This is a genomic window from Pantoea sp. Ft-CA_14 (genome assembly GCF_024520875.1).
Classification (GTDB): domain Bacteria; phylum Pseudomonadota; class Gammaproteobacteria; order Enterobacterales; family Enterobacteriaceae; genus Pantoea; species Pantoea agglomerans.
In genome coordinates this window covers 229,817-243,302 of sequence record NZ_JALNPM010000002.1, presented here as the reverse complement: position 1 = coordinate 243,302, position 13,486 = coordinate 229,817, and the positions used below count along the sequence as shown (strand labels likewise).

Annotated in this window: 11 protein-coding genes and 1 other RNA gene; 9 read left to right on the top strand and 3 right to left on the bottom strand. The window is 55.6% G+C overall.

Features of this window, described 5'->3' with window-relative positions:
* Positions 1–6: 6 nt before the first annotated feature.
* From pheT to NR195_RS04330, 8 genes are all read left to right on the top strand, one after another.
* The gene (gene pheT / locus NR195_RS04365; RefSeq protein WP_022625753.1) at positions 7–2,394 is read left to right on the top strand and encodes a phenylalanine--tRNA ligase subunit beta; all 2,388 of its coding nucleotides are present in this window, start codon (positions 7–9) and stop codon (positions 2,392–2,394) included.
* Between the two features lie 4 nt (positions 2,395–2,398).
* Complete coding sequence (gene ihfA / locus NR195_RS04360) at positions 2,399–2,701, top strand: integration host factor subunit alpha (protein ID WP_003853259.1); 303 nt, start codon at positions 2,399–2,401, stop codon at positions 2,699–2,701.
* Positions 2,702–2,880: 179 nt separating this feature from the next.
* Positions 2,881–3,864, top strand: coding sequence for a vitamin B12 ABC transporter permease BtuC (gene btuC / locus NR195_RS04355; RefSeq protein WP_010670028.1), 984 nt, complete (start codon positions 2,881–2,883; stop codon positions 3,862–3,864).
* Positions 3,865–3,914: 50 nt separating this feature from the next.
* Positions 3,915–4,460 (top strand): glutathione peroxidase, encoded by a 546-nt coding sequence (locus NR195_RS04350; protein WP_010670029.1) that lies wholly within the window; start codon positions 3,915–3,917, stop codon positions 4,458–4,460.
* Complete coding sequence (btuD, locus tag NR195_RS04345; RefSeq protein WP_256844157.1) at positions 4,461–5,210, top strand: vitamin B12 ABC transporter ATP-binding protein BtuD; 750 nt, start codon at positions 4,461–4,463, stop codon at positions 5,208–5,210.
* A 68-nt stretch (positions 5,211–5,278) separates the two neighbouring features.
* Positions 5,279–5,737 (top strand): C40 family peptidase, encoded by a 459-nt coding sequence (locus NR195_RS04340; protein WP_010245666.1) that lies wholly within the window; start codon positions 5,279–5,281, stop codon positions 5,735–5,737.
* A gap of 295 nt (positions 5,738–6,032) precedes the next feature.
* Complete coding sequence (locus NR195_RS04335; protein WP_010670031.1) at positions 6,033–6,779, top strand: EAL domain-containing protein; 747 nt, start codon at positions 6,033–6,035, stop codon at positions 6,777–6,779.
* 80 nt (positions 6,780–6,859) lie between these two features.
* Entirely contained in the window at positions 6,860–8,311 is a 1,452-nt protein-coding gene (locus NR195_RS04330; protein ID WP_256844156.1) for a YdiU family protein, read from the top strand.
* A 7-nt stretch (positions 8,312–8,318) separates the two neighbouring features.
* On the opposite strand, the gene NR195_RS04325 is transcribed toward NR195_RS04330, so the two are convergent.
* Both NR195_RS04325 and NR195_RS04320 read right to left on the bottom strand, forming a co-directional pair.
* Positions 8,319–9,365: a 3-deoxy-7-phosphoheptulonate synthase gene (locus tag NR195_RS04325; RefSeq protein ID WP_010670032.1), complete on the bottom strand. Its 1,047-nt coding sequence runs from the start codon at positions 9,363–9,365 to the stop codon at positions 8,319–8,321.
* Positions 9,366–9,516: 151 nt separating this feature from the next.
* Complete coding sequence (locus tag NR195_RS04320) at positions 9,517–10,344, bottom strand: pyruvate, water dikinase regulatory protein (RefSeq protein WP_010245652.1); 828 nt, start codon at positions 10,342–10,344, stop codon at positions 9,517–9,519.
* Positions 10,345–10,780: 436 nt separating this feature from the next.
* Between NR195_RS04320 and ppsA the strand changes: the two genes are divergently transcribed.
* Positions 10,781–13,165: a phosphoenolpyruvate synthase gene (gene ppsA / locus NR195_RS04315; protein WP_010245649.1), complete on the top strand. Its 2,385-nt coding sequence runs from the start codon at positions 10,781–10,783 to the stop codon at positions 13,163–13,165.
* Between the two features lie 69 nt (positions 13,166–13,234).
* Here ppsA and rprA read toward each other — a convergent pair.
* Positions 13,235–13,342: antisense sRNA RprA (gene rprA / locus NR195_RS04310), an RNA gene on the bottom strand.
* Positions 13,343–13,486 lie beyond the last annotated feature (144 nt).

The following is a 13,486-nucleotide window of genomic DNA, read 5'->3' as shown; positions in this document are numbered from 1 at the left end:
TATCCAATGAAATTCAGTGAACTCTGGTTACGCGAATGGGTAAATCCAGCCCTGGACAGCGCTGCGCTGTCTGAACAAATCACTATGGCCGGTCTGGAAGTTGACGGCGTTGATCCGGTTGCCGGTGCGTTCCACGGCGTCGTGGTCGGGGAAGTGGTGGAGTGCGGCCAGCACCCGAATGCAGACAAGCTGCGTGTGACCAAAATCAATGTGGGCGGCGATCGCCTGCTGGATATCGTCTGTGGCGCGCCGAACTGCCGTCAGGGACTGAAAGTCGCGGTCGCCACCGTCGGAGCCGTGCTGCCAGGTGATTTCAAAATCAAAGCGGCCAAACTGCGTGGCGAGCCGTCTGAAGGCATGCTCTGCTCTTTCTCCGAGCTGGGGATTTCCGACGACCACAACGGCATCATCGAACTGCCAGCCGATGCGCCGATTGGCACCGACATCCGCGCCTACCTGCAGCTTGATGACAACACCATCGAAATCAGCGTCACGCCTAACCGCGCTGACTGTCTGGGTCTGATCGGTATCGCCCGTGATGTCGCCGTCCTCAACGGTTTGCCACTGAACGTGCCGGAGATGCAGCCGGTCGCTGCGACGCTGAACGACACTTTCCCGATTCAGGTTGACGCGACAGAAGCCTGTCCACGCTATCTGGGCCGTGTAGTAAAAGGGATTAACGTAAAGGCGTCAACGCCATTGTGGATGAAAGAGAAGCTGCGTCGTTGTGGTATTCGTTCTATCGATCCGGTGGTGGATATCACTAACTACGTTCTGCTGGAGCTGGGTCAGCCGATGCACGCCTTCGATCTCGACCGCATCGACGGCGGTATCGTGGTGCGTATGGCGAAAGAAGGCGAAAAGCTGACGCTGCTGGATGGCACTGAAGCCAGCCTGCAGAGTGATACCTTAGTGATCGCCGATCATCAGAAAGCGCTGGCGATGGCCGGTATCTTTGGTGGCGAACATTCGGGCGTGAACGGCGAAACGCAGAATATCCTGTTCGAGTGCGCTTACTTTGATCCGCTCTCTATTACCGGCCGCGCCCGTCGTCATGGTCTGCATACCGACGCGTCACATCGCTACGAGCGTGGTGTTGACCCGGCGCTGCAACACACCGCACTGGAGCGTGCTACCCAGCTGCTGCTGTCAATCTGCGGCGGTGAAGCGGGCCCGATCATCGATCAGACTCATCAGGCAGCCCTGCCTGTGCCAGCGACGATCACGCTGCGTCGTGAAAAGCTGGACCGTCTGATTGGCCACGTGATCGCGGATGAGCAGGTGACTGACATTCTGACGCGCCTCGGCTGTGAAGTGACCGTGGGTGAAGGGCAGTGGCAGGCCGTCGCCCCGAGCTGGCGCTTCGATATGGCGATTGAAGAAGATCTGGTTGAAGAAGTGGCCCGTATTTACGGCTACAACAACATTCCGGATGTGCCGGTACAGGCGGGTCTGGTGATGACTCAGCATCGCGAAGCGAATCTGTCGCTGAAGCGCGCGAAAAACCTGCTGGTGGACAAGGGCTATCAGGAAGCGATTACCTATAGTTTCGTCGATCCGAAAATTCAGCAGTTGCTGCACCCGGGTGAGGAGGCGCTGTTGCTGCCGAGCCCAATCTCCAGCGATATGTCGACCATGCGTCTCTCACTCTGGACCGGCCTGCTCAGCGCGGTAGTCTACAACCAGAACCGTCAGCAGAGCCGCGTGCGCCTGTTTGAGAGCGGCTTACGCTTTGTGCCGGATACCCAGGCAGATTTGGGCATCCGTCAGGATCTTATGCTGGCTGGCGTCATCAGCGGTAACCGCGTTGAAGAGCACTGGGATCTGGCGCGTCAGACAGTTGACTTCTATGATTTGAAAGGTGATTTAGAATCGCTGCTCGATTTAACCGGCAAACTGGATGACATCAGCTTCCGTGCTGAAGCGAATCCGGCGTTGCATCCAGGACAGAGCGCGGCGATTTATTTGCATGATGAACATATCGGATTTATCGGCGTGGTTCATCCTGAGCTGGAACGTAAGCTTGATCTCAATGGCCGCACCTTAGTCTTTGAACTGCTTTGGAATAAGGTCGCAGACCGCGTCCTGCCTGACGCGCGCGAGATTTCTCGCTTCCCGGCGAACCGTCGTGATATTGCCGTTGTGGTGGCTGAAAACGTCCCCGCAGCAGATATCATCGCGGAGTGTAAGAAAGTTGGCGTAAATCAGGTAGTTGGCGTAAACTTGTTTGACGTGTACCGCGGTAAGGGCGTTTCTGAGGGCTACAAGAGCCTCGCAATCAGCCTGATTTTGCAGGATACCAGCCGGACACTCGAAGAAGAGGAGATTGCCGCGACCGTTGGCAAATGCGTTGCGGCATTAAAAGAGCGATTCCAGGCAACCTTGAGGGATTGAACCTATGGCGCTTACAAAAGCTGAGATGTCAGAGTACCTGTTTGAGAAACTCGGGCTGAGCAAACGCGATGCCAAAGAGTTAGTAGAGCTGTTTTTCGAAGAGGTACGTCGCGCTTTGGAGAATGGAGAACAGGTAAAACTGTCTGGGTTTGGTAATTTTGACCTGCGTGACAAAAACCAGCGTCCTGGCAGAAACCCGAAAACGGGTGAAGATATTCCGATTACTGCGCGTCGCGTAGTAACGTTCCGCCCAGGACAGAAGCTGAAAAGCCGCGTAGAGAACGCTACACCCAAAGAGACTGACTGAATTTCAGCGTTTCAAAAAGGCCGCGCAAGCGGCCTTTTTTCATGGTTTCAGTACGCAGCAATCCCGCCTCCCGCGCCCGTTAATCTCCCTGGCGGCAAAGAGCAAACCGCCTCATCTGCCTTTCTTTTTTCTGCAATCTCTCTACAATCAAATCTCTGTTTTCTCAGCTAATCCCGCTTATGTCTCTGCTCGACCAGCTCGCGCGCCAGGCCGACCAGCGCGGCCAGAAATGGCTTATTGTGTTAGCACTTATGCTCTCTGCTCTGCTCTGTCTCAGCCTGTGTGCCGGTGACAGCTGGATCGCGCCCTCAGACTGGTTCACGGAAAGCGGCAGGCTCTTTGTCTGGCAGTTGCGGCTGCCCCGCAGTCTGGCGGTGGTGCTGGTCGGTGCGTCGCTGGCGGTATGCGGTGTCGTGATGCAGGCGCTGTTTACAAATCCGCTGGCGGAGCCCGGCCTGCTCGGCGTCTCAAACGGTGCCGGTATTGGCCTGGTGCTCGGCGTGCTGCTGGGCAGCGGTTCGCTGTGGAGCCTTGGGCTGGCGGCGATGGCCGGTGCGCTGATTATTACGCTCATCCTGCTACATTTTGCCCATCGTCAGCTCTCGGTCACCCGGCTGTTGCTTACCGGCGTAGCGCTGGGGATTATCTGTAGTGCCATCATGACCTGGGCGGTCTACTTCAGCACCAGCCTCGATCTGCGTCAGTTGATGTACTGGATGATGGGGGGATTCAGCGGGATTGACTGGCGCTATGGCTGGATGATGCTGGCGCTGCTGCCGGTGATGCTGGCCCTGGGGGCGACCGGGCAGATTCTTAATCTGCTGGCGCTGGGCGAGACATCTGCCCGCCAGCTCGGACTGTCTCTCTTCTACTGGCGTAACCTGCTGGTGCTCGCCATGGGCTGGCTGGTCGGCATCAGCGTCGCGATGGCCGGTGCTATTGGCTTTGTCGGACTGGTGATCCCGCATCTGCTGCGTATGAGCGGCATCAGCGATCACCGTTATCTGCTGCCGGCATCGGCGCTGGCTGGCGCCGGTGTATTACTGGCAGCCGATATTGTGGCACGCCTGGCGCTGACGTCGGCGGAATTACCGATAGGCGTCGTGACGGCGACACTGGGCGCGCCGCTGTTTATTATTTTACTGGTGAAATCTTCACGCTAGCTTCGGCTGGCGACTCTGCATCCACAACAGCATCCACAACAGGAAACAGCATGAACATTTATCAAACTGAACTGGTTACGCTCGATGGGGAAAAAACCACGCTGTCACAATGGCAGGGCAAGGTACTGCTGGTGGTCAATGTTGCCTCGAAATGTGGTCTGACGCCGCAATATGAAGAGCTGGAGAACCTGCAGAAAGCCTGGCAGGATCAGGGCTTCAGCGTACTCGGTTTTCCCTGCAACCAGTTTCTGGAGCAGGAGCCGGGCAGCAGTGAGGAGATTAAAACCTTCTGCAGCACCACGTATGGCGTCACGTTCCCGATGTTTGCTAAAACCGAGGTGAATGGCGCAGGCCGTCATCCGCTCTATGCTCAGCTGATCGCGGCCCGACCTGACGCGGTGCGTCCGGAAGGCAGCGGCTTTTACGAGCGTATGGAGAGCAAAGGACGCGCGCCGAAAGAGCAGGGCGACATCCTGTGGAACTTCGAAAAATTCCTTATTGGCCGTGACGGCAGCGTGATCCAGCGTTTTGCACCTGACATGACGCCGGAAGATCCGATCATTCTGGAAACCATTAAGCAGGCGCTGGCAAAATAGATGCTGTTGCGCCTGCAACAGGCCGCCGTCCCCGGACGGCTGCTGCCACTGACCGGTGAGCTTGCCGCCGGTCAGCTGCTGCACGTGGCAGGCCCGAACGGTGCAGGCAAAAGCACCTTACTCAGTGTGATTGCGGGACTGCAACCCGCCTCCGGCACGGTGCTGCTGGACGAACAGCCGCTGAGTGACTGGAACGGCGCAGCGATGGCCCGGGTTCGCGGCTGGCTGCCTCAGCAGCAGGCACCGCTGAGCCAGATGCCGGTCTGGCACTATTTGCGTCTGCATCTGAAACAGGCGGGGGGGCAGACAGACGATCGTCTCAGCACGCTGCTGAAACGGCTTCAGCTGCAGGATAAGTTATCGCGTTCACTGACCCGGCTCTCCGGTGGTGAATGGCAGCGCGTCAGGCTGGCGGCGGTCTGTATGCAGATTGATCCCCACATCAATCCACACGGGCGGCTGCTGATCCTTGATGAACCCATGACCGCGCTGGATATCGCCCAGCAAAAAGCGGTGGACGATCTGATTGCCGACCTGTGCGCGGCGGGCATCAGCGTTATCGCCAGCAGTCACGACCTCAACCACAGCCTGCAACAGGCGGATCGGGTCTGGCTGATGGATCAGGGAGCGTTGATTGCGCAGGGTGAACCGGCTGAGGTTCTGACGCCGCAGCGCCTGACACCGATCTACCAGATTGCTTTCCGGCAGCTTGAACTCGAAGGACGCACGCTGCTGACCGTATTGCCCTGACACTTGCTACCCGGCGGGCTTTACCGCTACATTAAGCCGGTTGCAACTTCTGATAAGGACATTTGGCGATGCGCCTGGGTTTGCTGATTTTAGTTCTGCTGCTGACGGGATGCAGTCATCACGCTCCGCCGATTAATGGCCGTCTTTCCGATTCGATCACCGTGATTGCGGAACTGAACGATCAGCTCGGTAACTGGCGTGGGACGCCTTATCGCTATGGCGGCATGAGTCGTAACGGGGTTGACTGCTCCGGCTTTGTCTATCTGACTTTCCGCGATAAATTTGCGCTGCAACTGCCGCGCACCACCTCAGCTCAAAGCGATATCGGCACCCGAATCAGCAAAGACGAGCTGCTGCCAGGCGATCTGGTCTTCTTCAAAACCGGTCGCGGGGAGAATGGCCTGCATGTGGGCATTTATGACACCGATAACGCCTTTATTCATGCCTCAACCAGCCAGGGCGTGATCCGCTCCTCGCTCGACAATGTCTACTGGCGAAAAGTGTTCTGGCAGGCGCGTCGTATTTAAACGCAGGTCCGGGGAATCAGACTTAAGTCCAATTTTAAATAGAGTTAAAACAGAGAGTAAAAGGTTTATTTTAAATGACAGTTATTGAGCGTGGGTTTTAATAAACATAATAAACGCTTATTTAATTCCACTAATAACCGCTGTTTTATCGCTACTATTTGGCTTAAGGGTGATCGCCTGCTGCCAAACGGCAATGGAAGAGTAAAGAAGTTCGTCTCTTCAATGATTTGGCACTATTGCCTGCGCCTGACCATTACTATACGATATCCCCATCGCCGCATATTCTGGCATTAAAATGAAAATTCATCTTTCGGCCGACTATCAGTCGGAAATCTGGTTTTATCCTGTCTGTGATGTTAATGGGCGACTGACCGCTGTCGAGCTGGTCACGCAGTTTGTGCATGAAAGTGCCCCCATCACCCTGCCGCAGGATCTGTTGCTGCCGCAGCTCGATGAGTCGCAGCAGCTGCGCCTGCTGCAAAGTCAGATTGGATTGCTGGAGCAGAATCGCGGCTTTTTTGAAGCGCATTCCGTGTCAGCATTTATACGTATTGATGAAGGCATGGCCCGGACGCTGCTGGCCAGCGAATTAGTGATGCGCAAAATAAAGCAGTTGCCATTCATTCTGTTGAATATCACTGAAACGTTTCCGCAACTAAAACTGGGAAAAAATAATCCCCTGCTGGCAAGCCTGCATGCTGAGTTTAATTTAGCGATTTCTCATTTCGGCGCGGGTAAGACCCCCTCTAATGCAGTCTACGATAATTTATTCAGCTGTATCTGCCTGGACAAAGAGTTTATTCATTCGCTGGCAAAGCGCGCTTCATTCGTGCCATTTATTCAGAGCATTATCGATAATTTCCGCGCCCATTGTGACCGGCTCATTATTTGTGGCATTGATGACGACGTGCTGCTGGATAAAGTCAGCCAGCTGAGCGGTGCTGAGTTTCAGGGTGCGCTCTTCCCGGTGGTAAAATCTGACGCGCTGCGTTCGCTGATCTGCGCCGACGATCGTGTGCCATCCGCGCAGCATCCCGGCTGATACTTCCTGTTAATCCCCGCTATCAGCGTTACACTAGAGGACTAACCTTAAGTAACGCTGAGCATCGCATGGGAGAAACAATGTCCTCAGGCAAGGCCTCTTTTGACAACACCTGGTTCCGTGAACTTACCGGGTGTTACACCGCGCTGAACCCCACGCCACTGGCAGGCGGACGCCTGCTGTATCATAACGCACCGCTTGCAGCCTCAATGGGGCTGGATAGCGCGCTCTTTGCCGATAAGGGGCATGCCGTCTGGCACGGTGCCGCACTGCTGCCCGGCATGCAGCCGCTGGCGCAGGTCTACAGCGGCCATCAGTTTGGCGTCTGGGCGGGCCAGCTTGGCGACGGGCGCGGCATTCTGCTGGGTGAGCAGCGTCTGGAGGATGGCAGCAAGCTGGACTGGCATCTCAAGGGCGCAGGCCTGACGCCTTATTCCCGCATGGGTGATGGACGTGCCGTGATCCGCTCCAGCGTGCGTGAGTTTCTCGCCTCGGAAGCGCTGCATCATCTGGGCATTCCCACCACGCGTGCGCTGACCCTGTCGATAGGTGATGAACCGGTCTACCGCGAAACAACAGAGCGTGGCGCGATGCTGATGCGCATTTCACCGAGTCATCTGCGTTTCGGTCATTTCGAGCATTTCTTTTACAGCCAGCAGCAGGAGAAAGTGCAGCAACTGGCCGACTACGCCATTCGCCATCACTGGCCGCATCTGGACGCTGAAGCAGACCGCTATCAACAGTGGTTTACCGACATTGTGTTACGCACTGCGCGTCTGATTGCGCTGTGGCAGAGCGTGGGCTTTGCTCATGGAGTGATGAACACGGACAACATGTCGATTCTGGGTCTGACCATCGACTATGGCCCCTTTGGTTTTCTGGATGATTATCAGCCTGACTTCATCTGTAATCACAGCGACTATCAGGGGCGCTACAGCTTTGAAAATCAGCCAATGATCGGCATGTGGAATCTTAACCGGCTGGCACATGCACTGTCGGGTCTGCTGACCACCGAGCAGTTGCGGACGGCACTGAGCGCCTACGAACCTGAACTGATGCGGGTCTGGGGCGAACGGATGCGGGCGAAACTCGGTCTGCTGACACAGCAGAGCAGCGATAATGAGATTCTGACCGATCTGCTGGCACTGATGACGCTGGAGCATAGCGATTACACCCTGACGTTCCGCCTGCTCAGTGAGACGCAACAGGCTGACAGCCGTTCACCGCTGCGGGATGAGTTTATCGATCGTGAGGCGTTTGATAGCTGGTATCAGCGCTACCGCAGCCGTCTGATGGACGAGCAGGTCAGCGATGCAGAACGCCAGGCCGTGATGAAGGCGGCCAATCCGGCGGTGATTCTGCGCAACTATCTGGCGCAGCAGGCGATTGAAGAGGCGGAGCGGGGAGAGCAGGGGGCGCTGGCACGTCTGCATCAGGCGTTAGAGCAACCCTTTAGCGATCAGACAGCCGCTGAATATCGTCAGCGGCCGCCAGACTGGGGAAAAACCCTGGAAGTGAGCTGCTCCAGCTGATGCAGACTCAGAGGCGGTGAGAAACCGCCTCGGCCAGCAGGGCGAGCACCTTTTCGCTCTCCTGCCAGCCGAGGCAGGGATCGGTAATCGACTTGCCGTAGACCAGCGGTTCGCCGCTGACGACTTTCTGATTGCCCTCTTCCAGGAAGCTTTCAATCATCACACCAGCAACGGCCTGCGATCCCGCTTTAATCTGTTCTGCCACCTCTGCCGCGACATCCATCTGACGACGATGCTGCTTCAGGCAGTTACCGTGACTGAAGTCGATCACCAGTTGCTGTGGCAGATTAAATGCCGACAGACTTTCGGCCGCGGCGGCAACATCACTGGCATGATAGTTAGGCTGTTTGCCGCCACGCAGGATCACATGACCATGCGGGTTGCCGCTGGTCTGATAGATAGTCATCTGGCCCAGCTTATCGGGCGAAAGGAACATGTGGCTGGCGCGCGCGGCGCGAATCGCATCCACGGCAATCTGTACGTTACCATCGGTGCCGTTTTTAAAGCCGACCGGGCAGGAGAGGGCCGATGCCATTTCGCGGTGAATCTGGCTTTCGGTGGTGCGTGCGCCAATCGCGCCCCAGCTAATCAGATCGGCAATAAACTGGCCGATCACCATATCCAGGAATTCCGTGGCGGTAGGCAGGCCCAGCGCGTTGATATCAATCAGCAGCTGGCGGGCGATGCCTATGCCGCGGTTCACATCGTAGCTCCCATCCAGATCCGGATCGGAGATTAAGCCTTTCCAGCCCACTACGGTGCGCGGCTTTTCAAAGTAGGCGCGCATCACAATCTCCAGCCGATCTTCATAGCGGCGGCGTAACGCGTTCAGACGCTCAGCATATTCCAGTGCCGCTTTCGGGTCGTGCAGCGAGCAGGGGCCAATCACCACCAGCAGGCGGGGATCTTCACCCGTCAGAATACGGGCAATACGTTTACGGGCAGCGGTGACATTGTCGGCAATTGCCGGAGAGACAGGATGCTCAGCCGCCAGGCTGGCGGGGGTAATCAGACTACCAATGCGTGCGGTACGCAGTTCGTCGGTTTTGTTCATGGGTTTCTCGAAAACGGTTCTTCGCAGCGGTGAAATACCGGGAAGTGATGGTGGTCACAATAAACCATTAGTCTGCGAATTCAACCCGGAATTTAATAATGAAATCAAAAGCGACGGCAGCGCCGCTTTACAGTTCAGCGCCAGTTACCCATCAGTACATGCGGCGAGTCAGGCCCATAATGTCGAGAATTTTGGTCGCAATCTCCTCCACGGAGTAGTTGGTGCTGTTGAGATAGCGGATCTGATGAGTGCGAAACAGCGCTTCCACTTCGCCCACCTCCAGCCGGCACTGACGCATCGAGGCGTAACGGGTATTTTCCGCCCGCTCCTGACGTATCGCAGCCAGCCGTTCCGGGTCGATGGTCAGCCCGAACAGTTTATTCTGATGCGCGCGCAGCGCGGGCGGGAGTTTAAGGTTATCCATATCGTCGGCAATGAATGGATAGTTGGCGGCGCGAATACCAAACTGCATTGCCAGATAGAGGCTGGTGGGTGTTTTGCCACAGCGCGAGACGCCTAACAAAATCACCTGCGCATCTTCCAGCCCGCGCAGCGAGATGCCGTCATCATGCGCCAGGGTGTAATCGATGGCCGCGATACGTGCGTCATATTTACCCAGGTTACTGGCATCCAGTCCATGGGTACGGTGTGCCACCGGCGCGGGCGATAACCCCAGCTCCTGCTGAAGCGGGGCGACCAGCGCCTGGACGATATCCTGACAAAAGCCGTCACTCTGTACGATGATGTCGCGCACTTCCGGCGTCACGATGGAGAAAAAGACCAGCGGCCGGACACCGCTCTGCTGATAGAGCGCGTTAATCTGGGCTTTAACCGCCAGCGCCCGCTGAACATTTTCCACAAACGGCAGCGTCAGGCTGGTGATATTGACCGGAAACTGCGACAGCACCGCATGACCCAGCACCTCAGCCGTAATGGCCGTACCATCGGAGATATAAAAAACGCTTCTGTCAGTTGTCATAACGAAATCAGCCTCAGACAAGAGTGAGCATTCAGCATGGGCCATGCGATTAAATAAATCATCTCTGATTTTAATTTCTGGAATGTCTGTCCGGATTATTTGTCTGTCGTTTCATCACGATACTAAAAATGAAAGGGTGGCTCGTTGAGCCAGCATTCTTTTAATCCGTCGTTAAGCCGCAAATAGCCACGCAGTTGTTGCGCAACAAAACTGAATGCTTAAGTGGCTGAAAATCTGCCATTTCCTGTGGCATCAATCATTTAGAGAAAAAAGGCGACTTTGCGCAACAGCAAAATAATGCGCTCACAATTCCGAAACTGTGGCTGAAATTCTGCTTTAACGATTCAACAGATCGTTATTGAGAGGGTGATATGCCAGGCTGAAGACAGATTACTCCCTGTGTCCATTCATTGATAATTGATAAAGGATAAGCTCAATGTCCAGTAAAGGCGAACAGCCACTCGTGCTCTGGTATAACCAGCTTGGCATGCATGATGTTGACCGGGTGGGGGGCAAAAATGCCTCTCTGGGTGAAATGATTACTAATCTGTCGTCGCTGGGCGTTTCCGTGCCCAACGGTTTCGCGACCACATCCTACGCCTTTAACCTGTTCCTCGATCAAAGCGGGCTGAATCAGCGTATTTATGCGCTGCTGGATGAGACCGATATTGATGACGTTGATGCGCTGGCAAAAGCGGGTAAGCAGATTCGTCAGTGGGTCGTGGAGACACCGTTCCTGCCCGAGCTGGAGTCCGCCATTCTGGACGCCTATAAGCAGCTTTCTGCTGATGATGATGCCGCGTCGTTTGCCGTGCGCTCCTCTGCAACCGCAGAAGATATGCCTGACGCCTCTTTTGCCGGCCAGCAGGAAACCTTCCTGAATGTACAGGGCATCGACGCCGTCATGGTGGCGGTAAAGCATGTCTTCGCCTCGCTGTTTAATGACCGCGCTATCTCCTACCGTGTGCATCAGGGCTATGACCATCGTGGTGTTGCGCTCTCAGCGGGAATACAGCGCATGGTGCGTTCAGACCTGGCCGCCTCGGGTGTGATGTTCACCATTGATACCGAGTCCGGCTTTGATCAGGTGGTCTTTATCACCGCCGCACTGGGGCTGGGGGAAATGGTGGTGCAGGGTGCCGTTAACCCGGATGAGTTCTATGTGCACAAGCCAACCCTGGCAGCCGATCGTCCGTCGATTGTGCGCCGCAATATGGGCTCGAAAAAGGTTCGCATGGTCTATGCCGATTCCCAGGCGCATGGCGAGCAGGTACGGATCGAAGATGTGCCTGAGGCCGAACGCGACCGTTTCTGCCTGAGCGATGAGGAAGTGCAGGCGCTGGCGAAGCAGGCGGTGCTGATTGAACAGCACTATCAGCGCCCGATGGATATTGAGTGGGCCAAAGATGGGCACACCGGCAAACTGTTTATTGTTCAGGCGCGCCCTGAAACCGTACGCTCAAATGGTCAGGTAATGGAGCGTTACACGCTGCAGGGGCAGGGCAGCGTCGTCGTGGAAGGTCGTGCTATCGGTCATCGTATTGGCGCAGGCGTGGTGAAGGTCATCCACGATATCAGCGAAATGAATCGCATTGAAAAAGGCGATGTGCTGGTGACCGACATGACCGACCCGGACTGGGAACCGATCATGAAAAAAGCATCAGCGATTGTGACTAACCGTGGCGGACGGACCTGTCATGCGGCGATCATCGCGCGTGAGCTGGGCATTCCGGCAGTGGTGGGCTGTGGCGATGCCACCGACCGGCTGAAAGAGGGGCATAACGTCACTGTTTCATGTGCCGAAGGTGATACCGGCTACGTCTATGATCAACTGCTCGATTTCGACGTCACCAGTTCGCAGGTCGATTCACTGCCTGAACTGCCGCTGAAGATCATGATGAACGTGGGCAACCCCGATCGCGCCTTTGATTTCGCCTGTCTGCCTAACGAAGGCGTGGGTCTGGCGCGGCTGGAATTTATCATTAACCGTATGATCGGCGTCCACCCTAAAGCGCTGCTGGAGTTTGACCAACAGACGCCGGAGCTGCAGCAGCAGATCCGTAAAATGATGAAAGGATTTGATGATCCGGTGGAGTTTTACATCGCTCGCCTGACTGAAGGAATTGCCACGCTTGGCGCCGCTTTTGCGCCGAAACGCGTAATTGTCCGACTTTCTGACTTTAAAACCAATGAATATGCCAACCTGGTGGGTGGAGAACGCTACGAGCCGGAAGAGGAAAACCCGATGCTGGGATTCCGGGGTGCGGGTCGCTATGTCGCTGACAGCTTCCGGGACTGCTTTGCACTGGAGTGCGAAGCGGTGAAACGTGTTCGCAACGAGATGGGCCTGACAAACGTCGAGATTATGGTTCCGTTTGTGCGCACCGTTGAGCAGGCGAAGGCTGTGGTGGAAGAGCTGGGGCGTCAGGGACTGAAGCGCGGCGAGAACGGGCTGAAGATCATTATGATGTGCGAGATCCCGTCAAATGCCCTGCTGGCGGATCAGTTCCTGGAGCACTTCGATGGCTTCTCTATTGGCTCAAACGACATGACTCAGCTGACGCTGGGGCTGGACCGCGACTCTGGCGTCGTCTCCGCGCTGTTTGACGAGCGTAACGAGGCCGTGAAGATGCTGCTTTCAATGGCCATAAGGGCCGCGAAGCAGAAGGGGAAATATGTCGGAATCTGCGGGCAGGGACCGTCAGACCATCAGGATTTCGCCGCATGGCTGATGGAAGAGGGCATCGACAGTCTGTCACTGAACCCGGACACGGTGGTGGAGACCTGGGTGAGTCTGGCGCAGTTAAATAAAACAGCCTGATACGGGTTGTTAGCACTCTTCAGGGCCCGCTATGCGGGCCTTTTCTGTTTATATCTGGTCAGATTCAGGCAAAAAAAAAGCCCATCACAGGGGATGGGCAAAGACTACACACAGCAATTCTTTACTCTACTCAGGGGAATGAGATTGTCTGAAAATCATCAGGTTGATTTCGAACATAGGAAACATGTTATTCATACGGCTGGCTGTCGTCTTTAAGAATCCTCTTATTAGTTTAAAGCCAATAATCTTTTGTGACCTTTACTTCGCCATTTGGCTTAAGAAACAGTGCAGAAAGTAATCTTTTTTGGCCCGAAAAGGTCA

What these genes read in the sequence shown, in the direction of transcription:
- pheT (WP_022625753.1), top strand. Translation starts at nt 7, where the DNA reads ATGAAATTCAGTGAACTCTGGTTACGCGAATGGGTAAATCCAGCCCTG.
- NR195_RS04335 (WP_010670031.1), top strand. Translation starts at nt 6,033, where the DNA reads ATGAAAATTCATCTTTCGGCCGACTATCAGTCGGAAATCTGGTTTTAT.
- NR195_RS04325 (WP_010670032.1), bottom strand. Translation starts at nt 9,365, where the DNA reads ATGAACAAAACCGACGAACTGCGTACCGCACGCATTGGTAGTCTGATT.
- NR195_RS04340 (WP_010245666.1), top strand. Translation starts at nt 5,279, where the DNA reads ATGCGCCTGGGTTTGCTGATTTTAGTTCTGCTGCTGACGGGATGCAGT.
- NR195_RS04350 (WP_010670029.1), top strand. Translation starts at nt 3,915, where the DNA reads ATGAACATTTATCAAACTGAACTGGTTACGCTCGATGGGGAAAAAACC.
- btuD (WP_256844157.1), top strand. Translation starts at nt 4,461, where the DNA reads ATGCTGTTGCGCCTGCAACAGGCCGCCGTCCCCGGACGGCTGCTGCCA.
- ppsA (WP_010245649.1), top strand. Translation starts at nt 10,781, where the DNA reads ATGTCCAGTAAAGGCGAACAGCCACTCGTGCTCTGGTATAACCAGCTT.
- NR195_RS04330 (WP_256844156.1), top strand. Translation starts at nt 6,860, where the DNA reads ATGTCCTCAGGCAAGGCCTCTTTTGACAACACCTGGTTCCGTGAACTT.
- btuC (WP_010670028.1), top strand. Translation starts at nt 2,881, where the DNA reads ATGTCTCTGCTCGACCAGCTCGCGCGCCAGGCCGACCAGCGCGGCCAG.
- NR195_RS04320 (WP_010245652.1), bottom strand. Translation starts at nt 10,344, where the DNA reads ATGACAACTGACAGAAGCGTTTTTTATATCTCCGATGGTACGGCCATT.
- ihfA (WP_003853259.1), top strand. Translation starts at nt 2,399, where the DNA reads ATGGCGCTTACAAAAGCTGAGATGTCAGAGTACCTGTTTGAGAAACTC.